Source organism: Flavisericum labens (assembly GCF_045446075.1).
Taxonomy (GTDB): domain Bacteria; phylum Bacteroidota; class Bacteroidia; order Flavobacteriales; family Flavobacteriaceae; genus Flavisericum; species Flavisericum labens.
The window spans coordinates 152,088-174,976 of sequence record NZ_JBJJBQ010000004.1 but is presented as its reverse complement, the minus strand read 5'-3'; the positions used below and the strand labels follow the sequence as shown (position 1 = coordinate 174,976).

The window sequence follows — 22,889 nt, the reverse complement described above, 5'->3', positions numbered from 1 at the left end:
GTGATAACAGACGGTGTTGGCTACAGGAATTTTATCATGAGTAATTTTATTGATGAAGCTGCACAGGAATTTGATTCTGTTTTCATTTATTCAGGATTGTCTAAAGCGGTCTTTAATTCATTTCCTAAAAACGTTGAAGTAAAAGAATTAACGGTTTTTAAAGAAGGAAAACTGACTTGGTTTTTTAGAAAATGGAAAGAAGTTGCACATATGCAACAATATAAAAAAAGGTATTATGGAATTGCTTATAATTTAGCTTCGGGCTATCCAAAGAATTATAAGATTCGTTCCATACTGGTAAGAATTATTTATTTTATTACGCGTTTAATACATTCTAATAGAAGTATACTTTTTATAGAAAAACTACAATTTTTTACTTTTGCAAATAATAAAGTAACAAGAGAATACATTCAATTACTAAAAGGAGACCGGCCGTCCCATCTTTTTTTTACACATCAAAGACCCCCTTTTTTAGCACCTTTTTTGTATGCTGGAATTCAGCAGAAAATAACAGTAAGCAGTTTTATTTTTAGTTGGGATAATTTAACGTCAAAAGGGAGGATGTTAGGGCCATTCGAATATTTTTTTGTTTGGAGCCATTTAATGAAAGAAGAACTTATGATGTTTTATCCAAATGTTAAAAAAGAACATATAAAAGTAGTGGGGACACCGCAATTTGAACCTTATGTAATGCCTCAATATGCCTCTAGCAAACAATCATTTTGTGAAAATTTTAATCTAAATATAAACACTAAAATAATTTGTTATAGTTGTGCTGATGCATCCATTGGTAAAAATGACCCACTTATCATTAGAACAATTGCAACGGCGATTCGTAATAGATTAATAACGGTTCCAGTCCAGTTTTTAGTAAGAACATCACCTGCGGAAGGACCGGAACGATTTGAATTCTTAAAAAATGAGTTTCCTGAAATAATTTGGAATCACCCTAAATGGAATCTTACTAGGCAGAATCATGCTGAGAGTTGGTCGCAAAGAGTGCCGAGTAAAGAGGATATTAAGGACCTAAGAAGTATTTTAGAATATGGGGATTTAAGTATAAATATGCTATCTACCATGAGTTTGGATTTTATGCTGTTTGATAAGCCCGTTATTAATACCGTTTTTGGAAATCTTGATAATGGCTTGTATAACGATCAGCGTTTTCTGAATTATGGTCATTTAAAAGTGCTTATAAATAGCGGGGCTGTTAGTATAGCCAAGAATGAACAAGAATTAATAAAAATGATAAACTTTTCTTTAAAAGAACCTAACGAAAAGTCGGCTCAAAGGAAGGCTATGATTGATTTGCAGATAAGTAAGCCTTTATTAGGTACCAGTAAAAGAATAGTAAGTACACTTGCGGAATTACATGATTAAAAATAAACATATTGCTGTTATTTGTGATTACAAACTTCTTGAAGAACGCATAGGGGGTATGGATTATTTTTTCTGGGCGTTTAACAAAGCTTGTTCAGGTAAGGGTATAAAAATTGATTGGTTTTTCCCTAATATATCTAACCATGGTGATTATGACAGATTTCATATCATTCCTTCGGGGAATAAAAGCTTAGAAGCCACTTTTACAGATTATATTTTAAGTACAAATATCCAATATTCACATATCGTGACCCATTTTATTGAATTGTGTACCTCTTTTTTTTCAGCTATTAAAAAACACCAAAAGGCTAAAATTATTGCCGTAGATCACAACCCAAGACCATTACATGGGTATTCTTTTAAAAAACGATTAAAGAAAATGGTAAAAGGCATATTGTATTCAAAACATACAGATCAATTTGTAGGGGTTTCAGATTATACCAGTCGTGCGATATTAAATGATTTTGGGAGCTTTTTAAGACCAAAATTAATGACTATTTATAATGGTGTTTTAATTGATGATATCATTCCAAAAACAACCCCAAGAAGTGTTGTGAATCCAAAGTTTTTAGTGGTTTCTCATTTACGTGAATCTAAAGGTATTCACGATTTAATTGAAGCGGTGTATTTACTGCCAGACAATTTAAAAGTTGATCTAAAGATTGATGTTTACGGCGACGGGCCTTATAGAAAGCAGTTATATCAATTAGTTGAAAACTATAAATTAGAAACCAATTTTAATTTTAAAGGTAGCCATTCAGATGTTAATCAATTGTATCAATATTATGATTATATGGTTCAACCTACTTATATGGAATGTTTTAGCTTGTCAATCCTAGAAAGTTTGGCAGCAAATGTTCCTGTAATTACAACACCAGTAGGTGGGAACTTGGAGGTGGTTAAAGAGGGTGAAAATGGGTTTGTTTTTAAGACAAAAAATATTAAACAGTTAACAGTATTATTAGAGAATGTAATTAATGGGAATAAGTATATTAAAGGGTCTACAAGGGATTTAATAAAAACTCAATTTTCAATAGAAGACATGGTTGATAATTATCTTAGGCTTTTGGACTAATTAAGCAGAGATGCTCTTAATTTAGAATTAGTAATACCTATAAAAATGAATAAAAAAATAATTTTTTCAAATTCCTTTTCCCCTAGGACAGGACATAATTTTGCTTCAGAGGTTCTAAAAATATTCACAGACCACGAAGTATTGGCCCATCATCGAAGTGAGACCAGATTATCGACGTTTTTAGAGGCTTATTATTCTATTTACAATAACATTATTTATTATGAATCAGATAAAGACTTTTTTGACAAAATTATTTTAAATGACATTAGGAAAAACATTATAAACGAATCTGAAAAAGAGTATGTCATGATAAAGGATACTTCTTTTAAAGGTGTGAAATATTTAAGCGAAGTTTTTCCCGATGATATTCATATCATATTACTTAGGCATCCACAAGACGTTTTTGGTTCTTTGTTTAAAGGGATGAAATTTAAGAAAAAGGGAGTTAAAAATTTTATCAAGCGTATAACAACTCCCTTAGGGTTATACCCCTATTTTTATTGTAGAAAGGTAACCCGAAAGGTCTTAAGTGATATGCCAAAAATAACCAAAGAACATTTTGTGTTGCGTTATGAAGATTTAGTACTGAAAAATGATAAAGTATTAAATAAGTTAAAAGTTAAGTTCAACACAAAAAAACCTTTATTACAAATAATGAATGAAATTGATGCTATAGAAGTTATAAACACTTCTTTTATAGAAGAAACAGGTGCTAAACGGATATGGGATTCTTTGCCTAAAACAAAATTATTCAACCCTATAAACAGGAAAAAACATTCTTTTTTAGTGCAAAAGGGAATTGAACTTGGTTCTAAAAAATTAGCCAAACATTTAAATTATTTATAAATGAAAATCGGTTTCCTAACACCCGAATACCCCCACCCAAATACTGGTAGCGCTGGAGGTATAGGAACGAGTATCTTTAATTTGGCAAATGCTTTGCTTGGTTTGGGACATGAAATAAGCATCCTTGTTTATGGACAAGATTGTGATGACTATTTTATGGATGATGGCCTCCGTTTTTACAAAATAAAAAATATAAAGGTAAAAGGCCTATCACTTATTTTTACTCAAAAAAAGGTAGAAAGGTTACTAAATTCCTTATACGAATCGGGCAAAATGGATATCGTTGAAGCACCAGATTGGACAGGGTTTACAGCCTTTGTGAACCCGAAATGCCCACTGGTTATTAGAGAAAATGGTAGTGATACCTATTTTTGTCATTTGGAACAACGTCCCGTTAAATTTAAAAATAAGTTTTTAGAGAAGCGGGCTCTTGTTACCGCAGATGGGATTATAAGTGTTAGTGCATTTACAGGAAAGTTGACGAACACCTTATTCGGGCTGAATAGAGACTTTAAGGTGATTCCTAATAGTATTGATACCACGTTATTTGGTGCAAACAATACCGATAAAAGTGAAGAACAGACGATTCTCTATTTTGGAACCCTAATAAGAAAAAAGGGGCTATTGGAATTAGCTGAAATTTTCAATTTGGTTCATAAAACCAATAAAAAAGTTAGATTGATTCTTGTAGGGAAAGACAGTGCGGATATTAAAACAGGGGCTTCGTCAACATGGCAATTAATGCAGCCCTTGTTTGATGCATCCGCTTTTAACCAAGTACGTTATTTGGGAGGGGTTCCTTATTCTGAAATCCAGGACCTTATTACAAAAGCAACAGTTTGTGTATTTCCGTCTTTTGCAGAAGCCTTACCGGTGTCTTGGCTGGAAGCCATGGCCATGGAGAAACCAATCGTAGCCTCTAACATTGGTTGGGCCACTGAAGTGATTGAAAACGGTAAAGAAGGCTTTTTGGTAGATCCAACAAATCATGCGCAGTATGCGGATTGTATTTTGGATCTGCTTGATGATACCGGTAAGCAAAAACAATTCGGAGAAGCGGCCAGAGAAAAAGTATTGGCTACATTTAGTATGGAAATTGTGGCAAAGCAAAGTTTGAATTTTTATAAAGAACTAATTCATTAAGCTTTGGTTGTACTTTATCATAATCATAATAAGATTGAAGACCTAGTAGCTACGGGGCATCAGAACATTGATTTTGATAAAAATTTGACGCTTGCTAAGGGCTTGCACCATTTGGCCAACCGATTTCCAAATGAAAAAATAGTATGGTGTCATCTGGATTACAAAGATCACTTTGATGTCAAGGCGATTGAAACGGTATATCATCATCATAAATTAATGCTCTCCTATCATCCCTATCAGAATCATTTTATGGATAAGCGTTTGGGCTATGTGGATGCGTCTGTTTTTATAAATGTCAATAAAAAAGTATCCTATCCCACTTGGCAAATGAGTAGTGCGGTTGGTGTTATTCATGGGTCTGTTTTATTGGAAATAAACGATAGTATCCCATTAGATTCCGACTTTGATTATTATCTTAACTCCGTTGCAAAGCTGGCCATGCCTTTAGGATTGTTTTGTTACTCTGAACCTCGCTTGTTGCGTGGAGATCCTATTAAGCCTAGTGAAAGCAAAACAAATATATGGACGCTTTTCAAGTTCGTCAAACAGCATTATAAAACCCGATGGCTCTTTTTGTTGGCATTAAACCTTTTGTTATATGAAAAAAGGGTGGCGCTATTTCCTTTTTTATACGGACTTTGTTTTAAGAAACGAACGAAGGCCGCTATAAACCTGGAGTCCATAGCGGTTCAGTCTACAAAAGACATCATGGCAAAAGCAAACATAGACGTCATCATTCCAACCATAGGAAGGAAAACATACTTATATGATGTGCTGTGTGATTTGCGGAATCAAACCTACCTTCCCCAAAACGTCATTATTGTAGAGCAAAATCCGATAGAGGGTAGTCGCTCAGAATTGGATTATCTAACATCGGAATCTTGGCCTTTTAAAATATCACATATGTTTACCCATAAAACAGGGGCTTGCCAAGCAAGAAACAAGGCTTTACAACAGGTTAAAAGTGAGTGGGTGTTTTTAGCGGATGATGATATTGTTATTGAAAAGGATTTTTTATATAAACTCCACCGCACTGTTAATCAGTTGCCTTATAAGGCATTTACTTTTCGTTGTTATTTAAAAGGGGAACCGAAAGAGTTTAATAAGTTGAGACAATGGGACGCTTTTGGTTCTGGTTGTAGTGTGGTACAAAGAAAAGCTTTAAATGGATGTTCTTTTTCGGAAGCCTACGAGTATGGGTTTGGAGAAGATTCCGATTTCGGAATGCAGCTTCGCAATAAGGGTATTGATGTTATATATGTTCCAGAACCCTCCATATTACATCTAAAAGCGCCAATGGGCGGCTTTAGAACCAAACCCAAATTATTATGGCAAGAGGAAGCGGTTCAGCCAAAACCATCACCAACCATTATGTTATACCAATTATTGCATAAAACAAAAGAGCAGCAATGGGGGTATAAAACGCTATTATTTTTAAAATACTATAAAAACCAATCCATTAAAAATCCCTTTAAATATTATAAGACATTAAGAAAACAATGGAGTCAAAGTTTGAAATATGCTAACCAATTAAAAAACAATAATTCCTAATGCGGTTTTCGTTGATTGTATGTACGTATATGCGCTCCCAACCATTGCTTAACTTGTTGGAATCGGTGGAGGCGCAGACCTTGTACCCGAATGAGATACTAATTGTTGATGGTTCTAGTAATAATGACACCAAGGTTATTTTAAATGAAAACCCATTTAGAAGTTTAAAATATTTTAAAGTCGATAAAACACTAAGAGGGCTTACCAAACAGCGAAATTATGGAGTGCAACAAATTTCCGAAACTTCCGAGATTATTTGTTTTTTGGATGATGACATTGTTTTAGATTTTAAGTATTTTGAAAATTTAATAAAAACATATTCAGACAAACCTAATGCTTTAGCCGTAGGTGGTTATATTACAAATGAAGTTAAATGGGAACCATCAGACAATACGGAAAATTCATCAAAATTTTATTATGATGGCTGGATGCGACAAGAACCTTACCGTTTTAAACTAAGACGCAAAATTGGTTTGCTGCCCGATGCACCACCCGGTTTTATGCCCACATTTTCCCATGGAAGGGCTATTAGCTTTTTACCGCCATCTGGTAAGACGTATCAAGTAGAACAACTTATGGGCGGGGTGTCCAGTTATAAAAAAGAGGTGTTTGATACCTTGTCGTTTTCAACTTATTTTGAAGGTTATGGATTGTATGAGGATGCCGATTTTTCTTTGCGATTAGCCAAATTAGGTGCTTTGTATGTTAATACCAGTGCCAGATTATCCCATTACCATGAGGGGGCTGGAAGACCAAACCAATTTAAATATGGTAAAATGGTAGTTAGGAACGGCTGGTATGTGTGGCGTGTTAAATATGAAAATGTATCATTTAAAGCGTATTCTAAATGGCATTTAACAGCCTTGTTGTTAACTGTAATAAGAGCACTAAATGTTTTAACAACTTCCAAAAAAAAAGAGGCCCTAACCGAAAGTTTGGGGCGTATGGTTGGCTGGTTTTCCATTATCTTTAATCCGCCTAAAGTAGAGAGATGAAATTTTTAATCCTAACACATGTGATACACAAGCGGCATGATAGCCAATGGTTTGCCTATGCGCCTTATGTTAGGGAAATGAATGCGTGGTTAAAATATGTGGATGAGGTTGAGATTGTAGCGCCATGCGACAAAGAACAGCCGACCCATATTGATATGGCATACCAACACGGTGCTATTAAGTTCACAAGAATTCCAGAGATTGCTTTCGTTAGTTTTAAACGTGCCATATTTTCTATGTTGCTTATTCCAAAAATCAGTATAAAAATATTCAAAGCTTGCTTAAGGGCCGATCATATCCATTTGAGATGCCCAGGTAATATTGGACTCTTAGGGTGTTTGGTTCAAATTTTTTTTCCACATAAGACAAAAACAGCAAAATATGCTGGCAATTGGGATCCCAAAGCAAAACAGCCTTTGAGTTATAGGTTTCAAAAATGGTTGCTAAGCCATACCTTTTTAACCAAAAACATGCAAGTTTTGGTTTATGGACATTGGGAAAACCAAAGCAAAAATATCAAACCTTTTTTTACGGCCACTTTTAAGGATGAAGAAAAGCAAGTACCGATAAAACGGCATTACCATGCTGTTTTACACTTCGTTTTTATAGGGAGTTTGGTAGCAGGTAAACGGCCCCTGTTTGCCGTTAAAGTGGTTGAAGCATTAAGCAAACAAGGTAGAAAAGTTAGGTTAGATATCTATGGTGATGGCATTTTAAAAAATGATTTAGAACAATACATTATAGATAAGCATCTAGAAAGCATCGTGAAATGGCATGGCAATCAGCAAAAAGTACTTATAAAAGCCGTTTTAAAAACAGCCCATTTTTTAATATTGCCTTCAAAATCGGAAGGCTGGCCAAAAGCTATTGCTGAAGCCATGTTTTTTGGTGCCATTCCAATTGCGGCTCCAATATCTTGTGTGCCAGATATGTTAGATTACGGTAAAAGAGGTATTTTAATAACCGCTGAATTAGACCATGCTATACATACTATAAATACGCATTTGGATGATGAGGCTACTTTACAGAAAATGTCTGAAGCAGCAAGTAAGTGGTCGCAACACTATACCTTAGATGTTTTTGAAACCGAGATTTCTAAATTGCTACAACATTCATGAAAGTTATACAGCTCATAGACTCTTTGGAATTAGGAGGGACAGAACGGGTAGCTGTAAATTATGCAAACGCCTTGGTAAATTGTACCGACGGTTCTTTTTTGTGCGCGACAAGAAAAGAAGGGTTATTGAAAGGCAATCTTTTAAATGGTGTCGGTTATTTGTTTTTAGATAAAACATCCACATTAGATTTAAAAGCTGTTTTTAAACTGAATAGCTACATCAAAAAACATAGAATAACCTTGGTTCATGCCCATAGCACCTCTTATTTTTTAGGAACTATGATGAAGCTATTAAACCCTAAACTGATTTTAATTTGGCATGATCATTATGGAAACAGTGACTATTTAAGTAAAAGGCCAAAATGGATTTTAAAATGTTCCGCTTTGTTTTTCAATCATGTTATTTGCGTTAATACTAAATTAAAACATTGGGCAAAAGAACATCTTAAAGTAAATACAGTAAGTTATTTGCCGAATTTCGCACAGTTAAATGAAGCAAAGCCTGTTACAAAGTTGCAAGGCGAGCCTGGCAAACGTATGGTTTGTTTGGCTAATTTAAGACCTCAAAAAGATCATATCAATTTGTTGAATGGGTTTAAATTGTTGGTAGAAAAATATGATACATGGACTTTACATTTGGTTGGACAGGATTTTGAAGATGCCTATTCTAATGCTGTTAAAAGGTTTATAAGTGAAAATAATTTAGCCCATTGTGTTTTTTTATATGGCAGCTGTTCTGATACTTTACATGTTTTAAAGCAATCTGATATTGGGGTATTGGCATCAAAATCTGAAGGCTTACCTTTGGCTTTATTGGAATATGGCTTAGCGGGTTTGCCAGTTGTTGTTACCAATGTAGGGGATTGCAAAAAGGTTATATCAACCGCAGATGATGGTATATTGATTGAACCAGAGCGTGAAGATTTGTTGGCAGCAGCTTTAGTTCGTTTAATTGAAAACAAAGATTTAAGGGAATTCATGGGACAAAATTTAAAAAGAAAAGTTACTCATGATTTTTCTGAGGCTAGTATGATTGATAAGTTAATGTGCATTTATAAAAAATATGATTCATGAAGTTATCTATCTATTATAAATTACTCATCTTTCATGTTTTGTTGGGATTAGGGGTGTTTTTGTATAGACCATTGGCATTGGGCTTTTTTTTGTTGAGTACTGCTTTTTTTGGGTATAAAATTTTAATGGCCTCCAAGGCATATAAATCATTTTATGTTTTGCTGGCTTGTGCCTATGTGGTAGGGAGTGAGGTGTTTTTAAGGATGAATGGTGGTACTGTTTTTTATGAAGCCAGTAAATATTTGGTTATTGGGTTTATTGGTTTGGGGTTGCTCAGTAACGGATTTTCAAATAAAGCACTTATATATGTGGTGTATATATTGCTATTGATACCAGGCATATATGTAGCGGTTAGTTCGTTGGGGTTTGAATCGGACATAAGAAGAGCGGTGGCTTTTAATTTAAGTGGTCCTGTTTGTTTGGGAATAGCGGCTGTTTATTGTTATAAACGCACCATACGATTCAATCAGTTAAAATTGATTTTAGCAGCTTTTTTATTACCCTTGGTTAGCATGACGGTTTATTTGTTTTTATATACGCCCAATTTGCAAGAGGTTGTTACGGGAACAAATTCCAATTTTGCGGCTTCTGGAGGCTTTGGTCCCAATCAGGTGGCCACTGTTTTAGGAATAGGAATATTTATTGCCGCAGCGAAGTTTTTCATATCAAAAGAATTATATGTTCACAGGCTTTTTGACTTATTTTTATTGGGAATATTCGGCTTTAGAGCCCTTGTTACATTCAGTAGGGGAGGCGTTATAACTGCAGTAGTTATGATTTTGTTTTTTTTAGGTTTGTATTACTTAAAGGTTAATTTTAAGACTAAGTTAAAAATTAAACTTTCTGCCTTGATTTTTTTGTTTATAGTTGGACTTATATGGATAGTGAGTTCCATTCAAACCAGCGGGTTTTTAGATAAACGCTATGCCAATCAAGATGCCGCTGGAAGGGAGAAAGAAGACATCACCACCGGGAGAGTCGATTTGCTCGCTTTTGAGTTTGGGGAGTTTATGGAGAATCCTTTTTTGGGAATTGGGGTTGGTAAGGTTAAGGAAGTACGATTGAGTGAAACAGGTGTTGAAGCAGCTTCGCACAATGAAATGAGCCGGATTGTTGCCGAACATGGTTTGTTGGGCATCATGGCATTTTCAATTTTACTTTTAGTGCCTTTGATGCATAGGATAAGCGATAAATCAAACTTGTTTTTTTATTCTTTTTATATTTTTTGGTTGCTTACTATTAACCATTCAGCCATGCGTATTGCGGCTCCAGCTTTTGTTTATGGTTTGTGTTTGTTGAACATACAATATAAAACTAAGGGCAAACCTTCTAAAGGTAAAAGTAATTTACGAGTACCAGAAAGGTGAATTTATGAAAAGGCTTTATGTGTGAATGATTTAATTTGCTCTAGCTTAATAAAATTTACTTACTATATTTACATGTCTCAAGTTAGCGCTATAATATGTCCAGTACTGGTATACATTTTAATATATCTGAACGTAAAATTCTTTTACGGTTTTTCGATATTATTTCGATACTCGCAGTACTATATGCTGTAAGCAACACTTTTCATTTTGATTATTTCACCGTATCCAAGGAAAATTGGAGGTGGATATTCGTTCTTATTTTATATGTATCGCTTTTTGGAACCATTTTCGAATTGTATGATTTGCAAAAGTCCAGTAAAATTGAAAAGGTTGCCACAAGTATTGTGTTTACGGTATCTACCACTGTACTTTTTTACTTTTTAACTCCGTTTTTTACACCTGTACTGCCTGATAATCGGTTGCAGATACTATTCTTTTATTTTTCAATTTTAGTAGCGTTGTTCTTATGGCGGTGGGCATACATTTCATTTGTTGTTTCTCCAAGATTTTATAAAAGGGTATTGATAATTGGCGAAACATCCAATATTGAATCAATCTATGAAACATTTAAGACTTCAGACCCCAATTATAAAATAGTGGGTTTTGTTAATTGCGAAGCCAAAACAGGAGTGAACATAAAATTTAATTCGGTTCCCGAATATAGTCCAAAACAGATTCGTGAAGTTATTGAAAAAGAAAATTTATCAGAGATTGTGGTAGCAAGCTATAGCACGGAAAACATAACTCCCGAAATTTATTATACGCTTATAAAATTACTTGAAGAAGGTTTTCCCATTAATGAATACACACAGGTTTATGAAGATTTAACCCAGCGTGTTCCAGTGCAGTTTGTAGGCAAAGATTTTTATAAATATTTTCCGTTTAGTAGAAACAACCAAAATAAATTGTATTTGTTTTTTCATCGTCTTTTTGATGTGATGGTTTCAGTTTTAGGAATTATTGCCGGAATAATATTTTTACCGATAGTTTTATTAGGAAACCTTTTGGCTAATAGAGGCCCATTGTTATACACTCAAGAACGCGTTGGGAAAAATGGAAACATTTTTAAAATTATTAAATTCCGTACTATGATCATAGATGCGGAACAATCGGGTGCTGTTTGGGCAACAAAGGGAGATGCTAGGATTACACCTTTTGGTAAATTTTTGAGGCATTCCCGGATAGACGAAATTCCACAATTTATAAATATCCTTAAAGGGGAAATGAGTTTGATTGGCCCAAGGCCCGAACGACCATTTTTTGTAAAAGAATTGTCTCGAATGCTGCCTTTTTACGAAACACGGCATATGGTAAAACCCGGCCTTACCGGATGGGCGCAGGTAAAAACACGTTATGGCTCATCGGTTGACGATAGTTTATTAAAACTTCAATACGATTTGTATTATATTAAACATAGAGGCTTTTTTCTTGACGCCAATGTTTTAATAAAAACATTGAGTACCATTATTTTCTTTAGAGGCCAATAGTACTCTTGAGTATTGTTAACCAATATTATTAAAGTGCTTTACAAGGAATATGTATCGTAAAAATAGTGCAATCAATAACGGAATTAATCCTATGGCAAAAACCTGAACACCAATTATCCAATGTAAAGTTAAAAGGCAAAGTAGAATGATTAGAAGCTTAAGGTACTTTTTAAACCATGGGCTTACTTTTTTCTTATACAACTGGCCTAGTACTAAAATGTTAAGTGCAAAGGCCCAAAGTAAATTATAGTTTTGATGTGTTCCTAAATGATCTGTTGCAAACCATAGCAGTAAAATAAAAATTCCGATGAGCCCAGTGATACTGAAAAGGGCTATGTCCAGCCACTTGTATCTTGTTTGGCTTTTGTAATCTTTATAGGTTATAAAAATTATGAATAGTGATACAATGCTTAAAATAAACAACGGACTAGTAAAAAATGAACTTGTTTGCGGAATTTCTTTTTTAGCGTAAATCACTCTACTTTGCTTTACCAAAGGTTGGTTGTTGTTTTTTATGGCAGCATTTTCAAAAAAAGTATAAATGTTTTCCGGTAAAAACATATGCTGCTCGGCTGTAGCCGTTCTATCGATTACAGAGCCTAGGGCTATATCAATACCTAGACTTCCCCACGAATTTCTGTTTAAATTATTTTGGATTAATGTTCTAAAAGAGGCTTCTTTATAATCTTTAGGCGGATAAAATGTAATGGAATCATTCAAAGCTACTTTAACCACATCCTTGATTTTGGTAGCGCAGTTATCAAAAAAGAAATCATACAGATATTTTCTGTTTTCGGGTTTGTAGTTATTGATTAGATAATCATACAACCGTTGTTTTTCTTCCCCCGAAAGGTTTAAAACCTGTTCTTTTATGGACCTGTTGAAGTAAACATAAACTTGAAAGAATCGATTAAAATTGGTTTTACTTATTAAGTAGTGCAGTTTTCCTTGAGCAAATTTTAAATAAAAGTTAGGCGCTTCAAAATCATATTCGCCATAGCCATAAACGGCGTCAATACCCTTTTTTTTGTCCTTTATCCTAAACGCACTATGTCCAAAGGAATCGTTTAAAGAAGCCCCGGGGCCAACCGTTAGCACACTGATTTGAGCACTTTCAGATAATTGATTTTGTTGTGCAAAAGCGGAAAAAGAAAGAAAAACTAATAATAAAAAAAGTAATGTTTTTTTCATGTATTGTTTTTTTGATCAATCATTCAGTTGTATTATTTACTTTGGGCAGCAGTGAGTCTGGTTTGTTCAATGCCCATTATGGACTCATCTAAAGATACTAAAATCGAGTTTTAACGAAAACACATTTGAATATAAAGCAACGCTTTGGTCACCAATATCAGTAAAAGCATAATCGACCTGAATACCGTTATATTTAAAGCCCAAACCAAAACTGGGCTGGAAGCTTAACTGTTCAGAATTGTCAAACTGGGTTTCATTTTGAAAATTCCCCATACCTGCACGTAAATATACCATGTCGATATAACCAAACTCAAAACCTAAAGCAGGGTTTATACTTGCTACAGACGTGGAAATAATATCATTGTTTTCTTCAAAGCGAACGTTTAAGTTCAATGAAGTGAGTAAGGTATAATCATAGTTGAAATCAATTAGTTTTGAAATACCAATCTGCAATTTTGGGATGGTAATTTCAGTAGTTTCGGGTAATTCTTGGTTTTGACCTTCAACAGCATCCTTGATAGTTTCAAATTCATCTTCATCAATGGCCCAAGCATTAAAAGTAGTAGTGATATCTCTGGCCATAACACCAAATTTCCAATTGTTATCGGTTTCAAATTGCATCCCGAAATCCAACCCAAATCCCCATGAAGAGGCAAAATCACCAATAATCCTCCGAATCACTTTGGCATTCACACCATAATTCAAACCCTGTACGGGCATAGAACGAGCGTACGAAAATGTTAATCCATAATCGGCCGTAGAAAATAAACTGATTCTATCATAATTAATATTGCCTTGTTCATCTATAAGTTGGGTGGTGTTTAAAATGTCATCAACAGCAAAACGAATTAATGATATGCCAACCGCGCTTTGGCTATCCAATGGCATGGCGAATGCTGCATAATCATAATTGGCAATATTGGCGAAATAACTGGAATGCATGAGCGCCAGTTGGTTATCTTCAAGTTTTAATAGGCCAGCTGGATTCCAATAGCCAGAATTAACATCTGAAGTATGCGATGTTACAGCGCTACTCATGCCCAATGCAGCGGCATCAACGCCAATGTTCATAAACTCGTTAGAATATTTTCTTACGGTTTGACTAAACAATGTGACAGATAGTAAGCAGAATAATGTGGTTAAGTATGGTTTCAATCCCAATTTTTTTTACAAATATGCACATAATTTACAAACCTATAAACTTGAAATTGCCATAGATATTGTTTATTACTTGCTTTAGACGAAAATTGTTTGCTATTTTTACAAACTAAACTAAGTTGTATGAAAAAATACGTACCCAATGCACTTACACTTTTAAACTTGTTATCTGGCTGTATTGCGGTGATTTTAGCAGTGAACAACCATTTTGTGGCTGCTGCATTATTCGTGTTTATTGGTGTATTTTTTGACTTTTTTGATGGTTTTGCTGCACGAAAATTGAATGTGCAAAGCGAATTAGGGTTACAATTAGATTCTTTAGCTGATGTTGTTACCAGCGGAGTCGTTCCCGGAATTATTATGTTTAAATTATTAGGGTTGTCTATTGGTTCTGGAGAATCATTTAGCTTTTCGGAAGGTTGGGGTACCGACTTTTATGGGGTTACCTACAGTGTATCAATTACTGCTTTTTTTGGTTTGGCCATCACCTTGGCTTCGGCCTATCGTTTGGCAAAATTTAATATAGACGAAGAGCAACAAACTTATTTTAAAGGCCTGCCCACACCCGCCAATGCGTTGTTGATTATTTCATTACCGTTAATTATCGAGTTTCAAAATAGCGATGCCATTAACCATATTATTTTAAATAAATGGTTTTTAATTGGTTTAACAATCTTGAGTTGCTATTTATTAAATTCAAACATTAAACTGTTCGCATTAAAATTTAAAGATTTCAGTTTTAAGAATAACGCAACACGCTATATTTTTATCATTTTATGCATCGTTTTGCTTATTGTTTTACAATTTGCATCCATACCTATTATTATCTTACTTTATATTGTAATGTCTGTTTTAGACAATTTAACTTCCAAATAATTTTAACAAATGCTAGGAATCATTTTCACCCTATTAATGCTTGTGTTGCTTCAAGCGGTTTTAGGTTTTGATAATTTATTATACATTTCATTGGAGTCAAAAAAAGCACCTCAAAATGACCAAAAAAGAGTTAGGAAAGTAGGTATATTAATTGCTATTGCATTGAGAATAGTATTATTGTTTGTTTTGGTATCCCTTATCGGCTATTTTAAGGAGCCTTTTTCTTTTCTTACGGGTAAAATAGAAGGTGTTACACATTTTGCTTTTAACGGACATAGTTTAATTGTTTTAGCAGGAGGAGGCTTTATAATTTACACGGCCATCAAGGAAATTTGGCATATGATAGCTATTCATGATATGAGTTATGATGTGGAAGGTGAAGATAAAACCAAAGGAAAAAAATCATCTAACGCAGTTATTGTTAGTATTGTTTTAATGAATTTAGTGTTTTCTTTCGATTCTATTTTGGCGGCTATCGGTCTCACTAATGAGATTGAAAATTCAACAACGGCATTTATTGTAATGGCCATTGCCATTGTAATTAGTGGTTTGCTAATGCTGGTTTTAGCAGATAGAATTTCTGTATTTTTGACTAAAAACAGAATGTATGAAGTCCTTGGTTTATTTATTCTTTTTATAGTAGGAATAATGTTAGTTACTGAAGGCGGGCACTTGGCTCATTTAGAGCTTTTTGGAAATCCGGTTGAGTCAATGAGCAAAACCACGTTTTATTTCGTAATTGCCATTTTGGTGATTACCGATATTGTTCAAGGGCGTTATCAGAAGAAATTATTGAAAGAGCAGGAGGCTAAGAATAGTTAAGTTGTTTAATTATTCTGAGGCATCTTTTTTTGGGCCACGTTTGGCCTTTTTAAGACTTTCGTTAAGCATCCATTCAATTTGGCCATTGGTGCTTCGAAATTCGTCTGCAGCCCATTTTTCAATTGCTTTGAGCATATCCTCATTAACACGTAATGCAAAAGCTTTTTTCTTCGCCATAATTATATTTTATGCAAATACCTGGCAATAACATTATCGGCATCATACTTTTTTTGTGTGCCAATTAATATTTTTTTATCGTTTTTAAGAGTAAGTTGTATGCCAATATTTCCTTTAACATTTATTGCTATGCCTTTTTTTTTGTTGAAGGGCCAACCGCCTTTTAGGCCCCAGCCTCCATATTCGGATATAGCATTGTAAGTTCTTGTTTTTGCAAATTTAACATCTTTCCAAAATATAGTTTTCATTTTTAAATGAAATGGAAAAAATTGATAATGTACACCTATTTCATCTATCCTAGTTTCTAATTTAAATATAAAAATCAATCCGATTGATGCTAAAACCAACGCTGTTGTACCAGTAAATTGCGCTAAATTCATTTGTCCTTCAAAATAGATTTTGCTAATGATTACTAAGGGTACAACAGCACTGATGCTTAATAATATAATTAACCATTTTTGGGTAAACCTTTGTTCTTCTTTAAAAATTCTCATTTTATTGGTTTAAAGTTCCAGTGTTTAATACGGGAGACGCGTCTTTATCTCCACATAATATAACCATTAAGTTACTAACCATAGCAGCTTTTCGCTCTTCATCCAAATCAACTATATCTTTTTTTCCTAATTCATCCAGTGCCATTTCAACCATGCTTACGGCACCTTCTACAATTTTATGTCTTGCAGCAACAATGGCAGTGGCCTGTTGGCGTTTTAACATAGCATTTGCGATTTCCTGCGCATAAGCCAAATAACCTATTCTTGCTTCTAACACTTCAATACCAGCAATAGATAAGCGTTCGTGTATTTCTTTTTCAAGTGCTTCGCTAACTTCATTAACACTCGATCGCAGCGTAATGTCTTCATCATGCCCTTCATCGGCAAAATTATCATACGGATACATGCTTGCCAGTTTACGAACAGCGGCATCTGTTTGTACACGAACAAAGTTTTCATAATTGTCAACATCAAAAGCAGCTTTGAAAGTGTCTTTAACACGCCAAACTAATATGGTACTTATCATGATTGGGTTGCCAAGCTTATCGTTAACCTTTAAGCGTTCACTGTCAAAATTTCTAGCCCTAAGTGAAATTTTCTTTTTAGAATAAAATGGATTAACCCAGTAAAACCCACTTTCTTTTATAGAGCCTACATATTTTCCAAAAAGTAATAATACTCTGGAATTATTTGGTTGAACCATTATAAAGCCAAAAGCAATAGTTACGGCTAGTAATATTACTATAATAAAGAAAAAGTTTTCTGTAATATTGATTGCTACAATACCTCCTATTAGCATTACAAAGAAAATTAATAGCATTAGGTAGCCATTAGCCGGTGTGATTATTTTTTCTGCTTTCATGATTCTGTATAATTTAAAATGATGTTGATTTGATATCATAAAGATATAATAAAATTTAATATGAATCAAAGAAGAATTCATAATCTTTCTAATTATTTTAGCAAAGACATAGGTTTTTATTAAATAAATAGGGCAGACTGGTCTACTTGTACTTAGGGAGACCAAAATAAAGGCTGTGGGATTCCTGTCTTCGCAGGAACGACCTTAAATTCAAATAATGAGACCTTTAAATAAGTGTAGTAAGGCTTTAATCCCGAATCTTCTTTTTTCGAAGTTCAAAATTTTGTCCGAGGTAAACTTTACGTACCATTTCATCGTTGGCCAGTTCTTCTGGTTCACCGGCTTTAAGAATACTGCCTTCAAACATGAGATAGGTTCTATCAGTAATGGCCAATGTTTCTTGCACGTTATGGTCGGTAATTAAAATACCAATATTTTTTTTGGTGAGTTGCGCCACAATACGCTGAATATCTTCAACAGCAACGGGGTCGACCCCTGCGAATGGCTCATCTAGAAGAATGAAGCTGGGGTCGGTAGCCAAAGCTCGCGCAATTTCAGTTCGGCGACGCTCACCACCCGATAGCAAATCACCACGGTTTTTACGTATGTGCCCCAAGCCAAACTCTTCAATCAACGATTCCATTTTATGGTGTTGTTCTTTCTTACTGAGTTTGGTAAGCTGTAGTACGCTTAAAATGTTGTCCTCAATACTTAATTTTCTAAACACAGAGGCTTCTTGTGCCAAATAGCCAATACCATTTTGAGCACGTTTGTACATCGGGTATTTTGTAATTTCGGTATTATCTAAGAAAATATGGCCACCGTTGGGTTTTATCAATCCAACAATCATGTAAAAGGATGTGGTTTTCCCTGCGCCATTTGGGCCCAAAAGTCCAACTATTTCACCCTGTTCAACTTTAAGGGAAACATCTTTTACTACTTTTCGCCCACTGTAGGACTTCATTAAATTTTTGGCCTCTAAAATCATATTCTTATTTACTAAACGCTAAAAATAGTAAAATCATATTCAACTATTAAAGCACAAGTTTTATTTTACGGTTTGCTGATGTTTTTCTTTGCGTTTTTGGTTTCTAACAACAATTTTAGAAATATAAATACTCACTTGATAAAGTACTAAAATAGGAATGGCCACAATAACCTGACTGGCAATATCTGGCGGGGTGATTATAGCCGAAAGAATCAATACAATCACCAAAGCATATTTTCTATATTTCCTTAAAATCTGCGGTGTTACCAATCCTATTTTAGTTAAAAAATAAATGATTATTGGTAATTCAAAAATCAAGCCTGAGGCTAAAGCTGAAGAGCGAACCAAGGCGATATAGGAACTAATATCGATTTGATTGTCAACCACATCAGAAATACTGTAATTGGCCAAAAAGTTTAAGGATAAAGGCGTAACAATATAATAACCGAAAAGCACACCAATAAAAAACAGTATTGACGAAATAATAATAAAACCGCGCGAATGTTTACGCTCATTTTCGTGTAACCCAGGGCTTATGAATTTCCAAAGTTGATAAATAACATAAGGGAAAGATATGATGAAACCTCCTAAAATTGCTGTCCAAATATCTGCCGAAAATTGTCCGGCCATAGTACGGTTTTGAATAATCATAGGCATTTTTTCCGCACAAAAAGTGGTGTCCAATCCTATAAAATTCGCAGCATTACATAAAAAATGGTACGTGGGAAAGCTCATTTTTAATGGAGCGAATACGATTTGGTCAAAAATAAATCGGCTAAAAATAAAAGCCAAAGTAGCCACTATGACAACAGCCAAACATATCCGAATTAAGTGCCACCGTAAATCCTCAAGATGGTCTAAAAAAGACATCTCATTAATATCCTTTTTAGCCATTATATTATTCCTTCCTTTATTAGGTCGTGCAAGTGTACCACACCAGCATATTTGCCATCTTCTTCAACCAGCAACTGCGAGATTTCGTGAGCTTCCATAAGTTCTATCGCATCAATAGCCATAGACGTACCCGTAATGCGTTTTGGGTTGTAGCTCATAATATCTTTGGCAGTGAGATTAGAAAAATCATCAACCTTGGTAAGCATTCGGCGTAAGTCACCATCGGTAATGATTCCAATGATTTTATCATTTTCAACCACAGCGGTAACACCAAGCATTTTTTCGGTAATTTCAACAATAATATCTTTTATACTTGTACCAACTTCAACTTTTGGTTTTTGGTTAGCTGAAGAAATATCTCTAACCCTTAAATATAATTTTTTACCCAAAGCTCCTCCAGGATGGTATTTTGCAAAATCATTACTTGAAAAACCACGTAATTCCAGTAAACAAATAGCCAAAGCATCTCCCATTACAAGTTGGGCTGTTGTGCTGGTGGTTGGTGCTAAATTGTTTGGGCAGGCTTCTTTTTCTACATAAGTGTTTAGAATAAAATCTGCATGTTGCCCCAAAAATGAATCTTTATTTCCGGTAATGGCGATAAGTTTATTGTTGACCCTTTTTATCAATGGCACCACGACCTTAATCTCTGGGGTGTTTCCACTTTTAGAAAGGCAAATCACTATATCATCTTTTAAGATTAAGCCCAAATCGCCATGAATGGCATCTGCGGCATGCATAAAAATAGCCGGTGTGCCCGTAGAGTTAAGGGTGGCCACTATTTTGTTTCCAATAATGGCACTTTTGCCTATTCCTGTAATAATAACACGCCCGTTTCCGTTATAAATTAGCTCCACGGCTTCGGCAAAGTCGTTCGTTATTAAACCTGACAAATTTAAAATGGCCTTGCTTTCCATATCAATAGTTTGTTTTGCAAGGCTCAGAATAGAATTTTTGTCTTTCAAATTTTGTTATTTTTAAGTTGATGTTTAAAGATTTTATTATCTTTAGTGATAATCAAAATTGAAAATTGTTGTAATTTGGATTTTCGTTACAAAACTAACGAAAAAAATATGAGGGTTCTTCAAATGCTATATTAAATTAAATTGCGTGTTTTTTATAGTTATTTTTAATAGTAAAAAATTTTAATTCAGTTCATGTCAATAACAAAAACTAACTTGCATGATGCTCTAAAAAAATATTTTGGGTTCAGTAAGTTTAAAGGACTACAAGAAGATGTTATAGATAGTCTCTTATCAGGAAATCATACGTTTGCTATTATGCCAACAGGTGGCGGTAAATCTCTTTGCTACCAACTTCCTGCTTTAATGACTGATGGTACTGCCATTGTTGTGTCGCCTTTAATTGCCTTGATGAAAAATCAGGTAGACGCTATTAGAGGGGTTTCAAAAGAAGATGGTATAGCACATGTATTAAATTCTTCGCTTAACAAAACAGAGGTAAAAAGGGTAAAAGAAGATATTGTTAATGGTATAACCAAGTTGTTATATGTAGCACCGGAATCGTTAACAAAAGAAGAGAATGTTGAGTTTTTAAGAACGGTAAAAATTTCATTTTTAGCCATAGATGAAGCTCATTGTATTAGTGAATGGGGACATGATTTTAGACCAGAATATCGAAACCTGCGTAATATTATTGGCCGGATAGGTGATAACATTCCTATAATTGGTTTAACTGCAACGGCAACGCCAAAGGTGCAAGAAGATATTATTAAAAACCTAGCTATTACAGGGGCTAAAACCTTTAAAGCTTCGTTTAATAGACCGAACCTGTACTATGAGGTGCGGCCAAAAACAAAAAGTGTAGATGCAGATATCATTCGGTTTGTAAAACAAAACGAAGGCAAATCTGGCATTGTTTATTGTTTAAGCAGAAAACGTGTTGAAGAACTGGCACAAGTTTTACAAGTTAATGGGGTAAAAGCCGTGCCATACCATGCCGGATTAGACGCTAAATCGCGTTCGTTGTACCAAGACCAATTTTTAATGGAAGATGTTGATGTGGTGGTGGCAACCATAGCCTTTGGTATGGGTATTGACAAGCCAGATGTAAGGTTTGTAATCCATCACGATATCCCAAAAAGTATTGAAAGTTATTACCAAGAAACAGGTAGGGCAGGTCGAGACGGCGGCGAGGGGCACTGTTTGGCGTTTTATGCCTATAAGGACATCGAGAAACTTGAAAAATTCATGTCTGGTAAACCCGTTGCTGAACAAGAAATTGGCCAAGCTTTACTTCAGGAAGTGGTCGCTTTTGCAGAAACGTCTATTTCCAGAAGAAAATTTATTTTACATTATTTCGGAGAGGAATTTGATAACCAAACTGGTGAAGGTGGAGATATGGATGATAACGTTAGGCATCCTAAAAAGAAAACTGAAGCCAAAGATGATGTTAAATTACTATTGGAAGTCATTGAAAAAACTAATCAAAAATATAAATCGAAAGATTTAGTAAATGTTTTGGTAGGCAAAGAAAACGCTCTGATTAATTCGCATAAAACCAACAATCAACCATTTTTTGGTCAGGGTAAAGAAAAAGACAATAAATATTGGATGGCTCTTTTAAGGCAAGTCTTGGTGGCAGGTTATCTTAAAAAAGACATAGAGACTTATGGTGTTATAAAGCTGTCTGAAGCGGGTAAAGATTTTATTAAGAACCCCAAGTCCTTTATGATGGCCAAAGATCATGTTTATGAAGGTGAACAGGAAGATGGCAGTATTATAACAGCTGCCAAAGGTGGTGGAGCTGTTGCCGACGAAGCATTAATGAAGATGCTGAAAGATTTGAGAAAGAAAAACGCCAAAAAACTTGGGGTGCCGCCATTTGTTATTTTTCAAGACCCATCATTAGAAGATATGGCTTTAAAGTACCCAACAACCATATCAGAACTTAGTAATGTGCATGGTGTTGGTGACGGAAAGGCCAAAAAATATGGTAAAGATTTTGTCGCATTAATTGCTAATTATGTTGAAGAGAACGATATTATCAGACCTGATGATTTGGTGGTTAAATCTACCGGAGTTAATTCTTCAAACAAGCTTTATATCATTCAAAATGTAGACAGAAAACTTCCGTTAGATGATATTGCATCTTCAAAAGGTATGTCCATGGATGAATTCATTAAAGAAATGGAAGCTATTGTTTATTCTGGAACCAAACTTAATATAAACTACTGGATTGATGAAGTTCTCGATGAAGATCAGCAAGAAGAAATCCATGAATATTTTATGGAGTCTGAATCTGATGATATCGATACGGCCATCGATGAGTTTGATGGCGACTACGATGACGAAGAACTACGTTTGTACCGTATCAAATTTATTAGCGAAGTAGCCAACTAATTTTTTTAAAACAATCTTTTTGCAAACTTC

At 34.6% G+C, this 22,889-nt stretch carries 21 protein-coding genes; 13 read left to right on the top strand and 8 right to left on the bottom strand.

Going from position 1 to position 22,889, the window contains the following annotated elements; all coding sequences use genetic code 11:
• Positions 1 to 36 precede the first annotated feature (36 nt).
• The 10 genes from ACIEHO_RS08925 to ACIEHO_RS08880 all read left to right on the top strand — a co-directional run bounded on the left by ACIEHO_RS08925 (position 37) and on the right by ACIEHO_RS08880 (position 12,035).
• Positions 37 to 1,380, top strand: coding sequence for a hypothetical protein (locus ACIEHO_RS08925; RefSeq protein ID WP_406970810.1), 1,344 nt, complete (start codon positions 37 to 39; stop codon positions 1,378 to 1,380).
• Positions 1,373 to 2,455, top strand: a complete 1,083-nt coding sequence (locus tag ACIEHO_RS08920; RefSeq protein ID WP_406970808.1) for a glycosyltransferase family 4 protein — start codon at positions 1,373 to 1,375, stop codon at positions 2,453 to 2,455. Before ACIEHO_RS08925 ends, ACIEHO_RS08920 begins: the two co-directional genes overlap by 8 nt.
• Positions 2,456 to 2,500: 45 nt before the next feature.
• The gene (locus ACIEHO_RS08915; protein WP_406970806.1) at positions 2,501 to 3,301 is read left to right on the top strand and encodes a sulfotransferase; all 801 of its coding nucleotides are present in this window, start codon (positions 2,501 to 2,503) and stop codon (positions 3,299 to 3,301) included.
• A complete protein-coding gene (locus ACIEHO_RS08910) occupies positions 3,302 to 4,444 on the top strand; it encodes a glycosyltransferase family 4 protein (RefSeq protein WP_406970804.1) in 1,143 nt (380 codons plus the stop codon).
• Between the two features lie 3 nt (positions 4,445 to 4,447).
• Positions 4,448 to 5,995: a glycosyltransferase family 2 protein gene (locus ACIEHO_RS08905; protein ID WP_406970802.1), complete on the top strand. Its 1,548-nt coding sequence runs from the start codon at positions 4,448 to 4,450 to the stop codon at positions 5,993 to 5,995.
• Positions 5,995 to 6,990: a glycosyltransferase family 2 protein gene (locus ACIEHO_RS08900; RefSeq protein WP_406970800.1), complete on the top strand. Its 996-nt coding sequence runs from the start codon at positions 5,995 to 5,997 to the stop codon at positions 6,988 to 6,990. The genes ACIEHO_RS08905 and ACIEHO_RS08900 overlap by 1 nt, the downstream gene beginning before the upstream one ends.
• A complete protein-coding gene (locus ACIEHO_RS08895; protein ID WP_406970798.1) occupies positions 6,987 to 8,108 on the top strand; it encodes a glycosyltransferase family 4 protein in 1,122 nt (373 codons plus the stop codon). Before ACIEHO_RS08900 ends, ACIEHO_RS08895 begins: the two co-directional genes overlap by 4 nt.
• Positions 8,105 to 9,181, top strand: coding sequence for a glycosyltransferase (locus ACIEHO_RS08890; RefSeq protein WP_406970796.1), 1,077 nt, complete (start codon positions 8,105 to 8,107; stop codon positions 9,179 to 9,181). Before ACIEHO_RS08895 ends, ACIEHO_RS08890 begins: the two co-directional genes overlap by 4 nt.
• Positions 9,178 to 10,548 (top strand): O-antigen ligase family protein, encoded by a 1,371-nt coding sequence (locus ACIEHO_RS08885; protein ID WP_406970794.1) that lies wholly within the window; start codon positions 9,178 to 9,180, stop codon positions 10,546 to 10,548. Before ACIEHO_RS08890 ends, ACIEHO_RS08885 begins: the two co-directional genes overlap by 4 nt.
• A 95-nt stretch (positions 10,549 to 10,643) precedes the next feature.
• Entirely contained in the window at positions 10,644 to 12,035 is a 1,392-nt protein-coding gene (locus tag ACIEHO_RS08880) for a sugar transferase (RefSeq protein ID WP_406970792.1), read from the top strand.
• A 15-nt stretch (positions 12,036 to 12,050) separates the two neighbouring features.
• Here the strand turns inward: ACIEHO_RS08880 and ACIEHO_RS08875 are convergent, their stop codons facing one another.
• Together ACIEHO_RS08875 and ACIEHO_RS08870 are read right to left on the bottom strand one after the other, a co-directional pair.
• Positions 12,051 to 13,226, bottom strand: a complete 1,176-nt coding sequence (locus ACIEHO_RS08875) for a lipoprotein N-acyltransferase Lnb domain-containing protein (protein ID WP_406970790.1) — start codon at positions 13,224 to 13,226, stop codon at positions 12,051 to 12,053.
• 84 nt (positions 13,227 to 13,310) lie between these two features.
• On the bottom strand, positions 13,311 to 14,381 hold the full coding sequence (locus ACIEHO_RS08870) for a putative type IX sorting system protein PorV2 (RefSeq protein ID WP_406970788.1): 1,071 nt from the start codon (positions 14,379 to 14,381) through the stop codon (positions 13,311 to 13,313).
• A 126-nt stretch (positions 14,382 to 14,507) separates the two neighbouring features.
• Between ACIEHO_RS08870 and ACIEHO_RS08865 the strand changes: the two genes are divergently transcribed.
• Together ACIEHO_RS08865 and ACIEHO_RS08860 are read left to right on the top strand one after the other, a co-directional pair.
• Positions 14,508 to 15,260 (top strand): CDP-alcohol phosphatidyltransferase family protein, encoded by a 753-nt coding sequence (locus ACIEHO_RS08865; RefSeq protein ID WP_406970786.1) that lies wholly within the window; start codon positions 14,508 to 14,510, stop codon positions 15,258 to 15,260.
• Between the two features lie 9 nt (positions 15,261 to 15,269).
• The gene (locus ACIEHO_RS08860) at positions 15,270 to 16,082 is read left to right on the top strand and encodes a TerC family protein (protein WP_406970784.1); all 813 of its coding nucleotides are present in this window, start codon (positions 15,270 to 15,272) and stop codon (positions 16,080 to 16,082) included.
• A 9-nt stretch (positions 16,083 to 16,091) separates the two neighbouring features.
• Here the strand turns inward: ACIEHO_RS08860 and ACIEHO_RS08855 are convergent, their stop codons facing one another.
• The 6 genes from ACIEHO_RS08855 to ACIEHO_RS08830 form a co-directional block, all read right to left on the bottom strand.
• Positions 16,092 to 16,259, bottom strand: coding sequence for an Arc family DNA-binding protein (locus ACIEHO_RS08855; RefSeq protein ID WP_406970782.1), 168 nt, complete (start codon positions 16,257 to 16,259; stop codon positions 16,092 to 16,094).
• Positions 16,260 to 16,261: 2 nt separating this feature from the next.
• Positions 16,262 to 16,753, bottom strand: a complete 492-nt coding sequence (locus tag ACIEHO_RS08850; RefSeq protein ID WP_406970780.1) for a hypothetical protein — start codon at positions 16,751 to 16,753, stop codon at positions 16,262 to 16,264.
• Between the two features lies 1 nt (position 16,754).
• Positions 16,755 to 17,615 (bottom strand): SPFH domain-containing protein, encoded by an 861-nt coding sequence (locus ACIEHO_RS08845; protein ID WP_406970778.1) that lies wholly within the window; start codon positions 17,613 to 17,615, stop codon positions 16,755 to 16,757.
• Between the two features lie 247 nt (positions 17,616 to 17,862).
• Complete coding sequence (gene lptB, locus ACIEHO_RS08840) at positions 17,863 to 18,603, bottom strand: LPS export ABC transporter ATP-binding protein (RefSeq protein ID WP_406970776.1); 741 nt, start codon at positions 18,601 to 18,603, stop codon at positions 17,863 to 17,865.
• A 60-nt stretch (positions 18,604 to 18,663) separates the two neighbouring features.
• Positions 18,664 to 19,497 (bottom strand): twin-arginine translocase subunit TatC, encoded by an 834-nt coding sequence (gene tatC, locus ACIEHO_RS08835; RefSeq protein ID WP_406970774.1) that lies wholly within the window; start codon positions 19,495 to 19,497, stop codon positions 18,664 to 18,666.
• Positions 19,497 to 20,462 (bottom strand): KpsF/GutQ family sugar-phosphate isomerase, encoded by a 966-nt coding sequence (locus ACIEHO_RS08830; RefSeq protein WP_406970772.1) that lies wholly within the window; start codon positions 20,460 to 20,462, stop codon positions 19,497 to 19,499. The genes tatC and ACIEHO_RS08830 overlap by 1 nt, the downstream gene beginning before the upstream one ends.
• 192 nt (positions 20,463 to 20,654) lie before the next feature.
• Between ACIEHO_RS08830 and recQ the strand changes: the two genes are divergently transcribed.
• A complete protein-coding gene (gene recQ / locus ACIEHO_RS08825; RefSeq protein ID WP_406970770.1) occupies positions 20,655 to 22,859 on the top strand; it encodes a DNA helicase RecQ in 2,205 nt (734 codons plus the stop codon).
• Positions 22,860 to 22,889 lie beyond the last annotated feature (30 nt).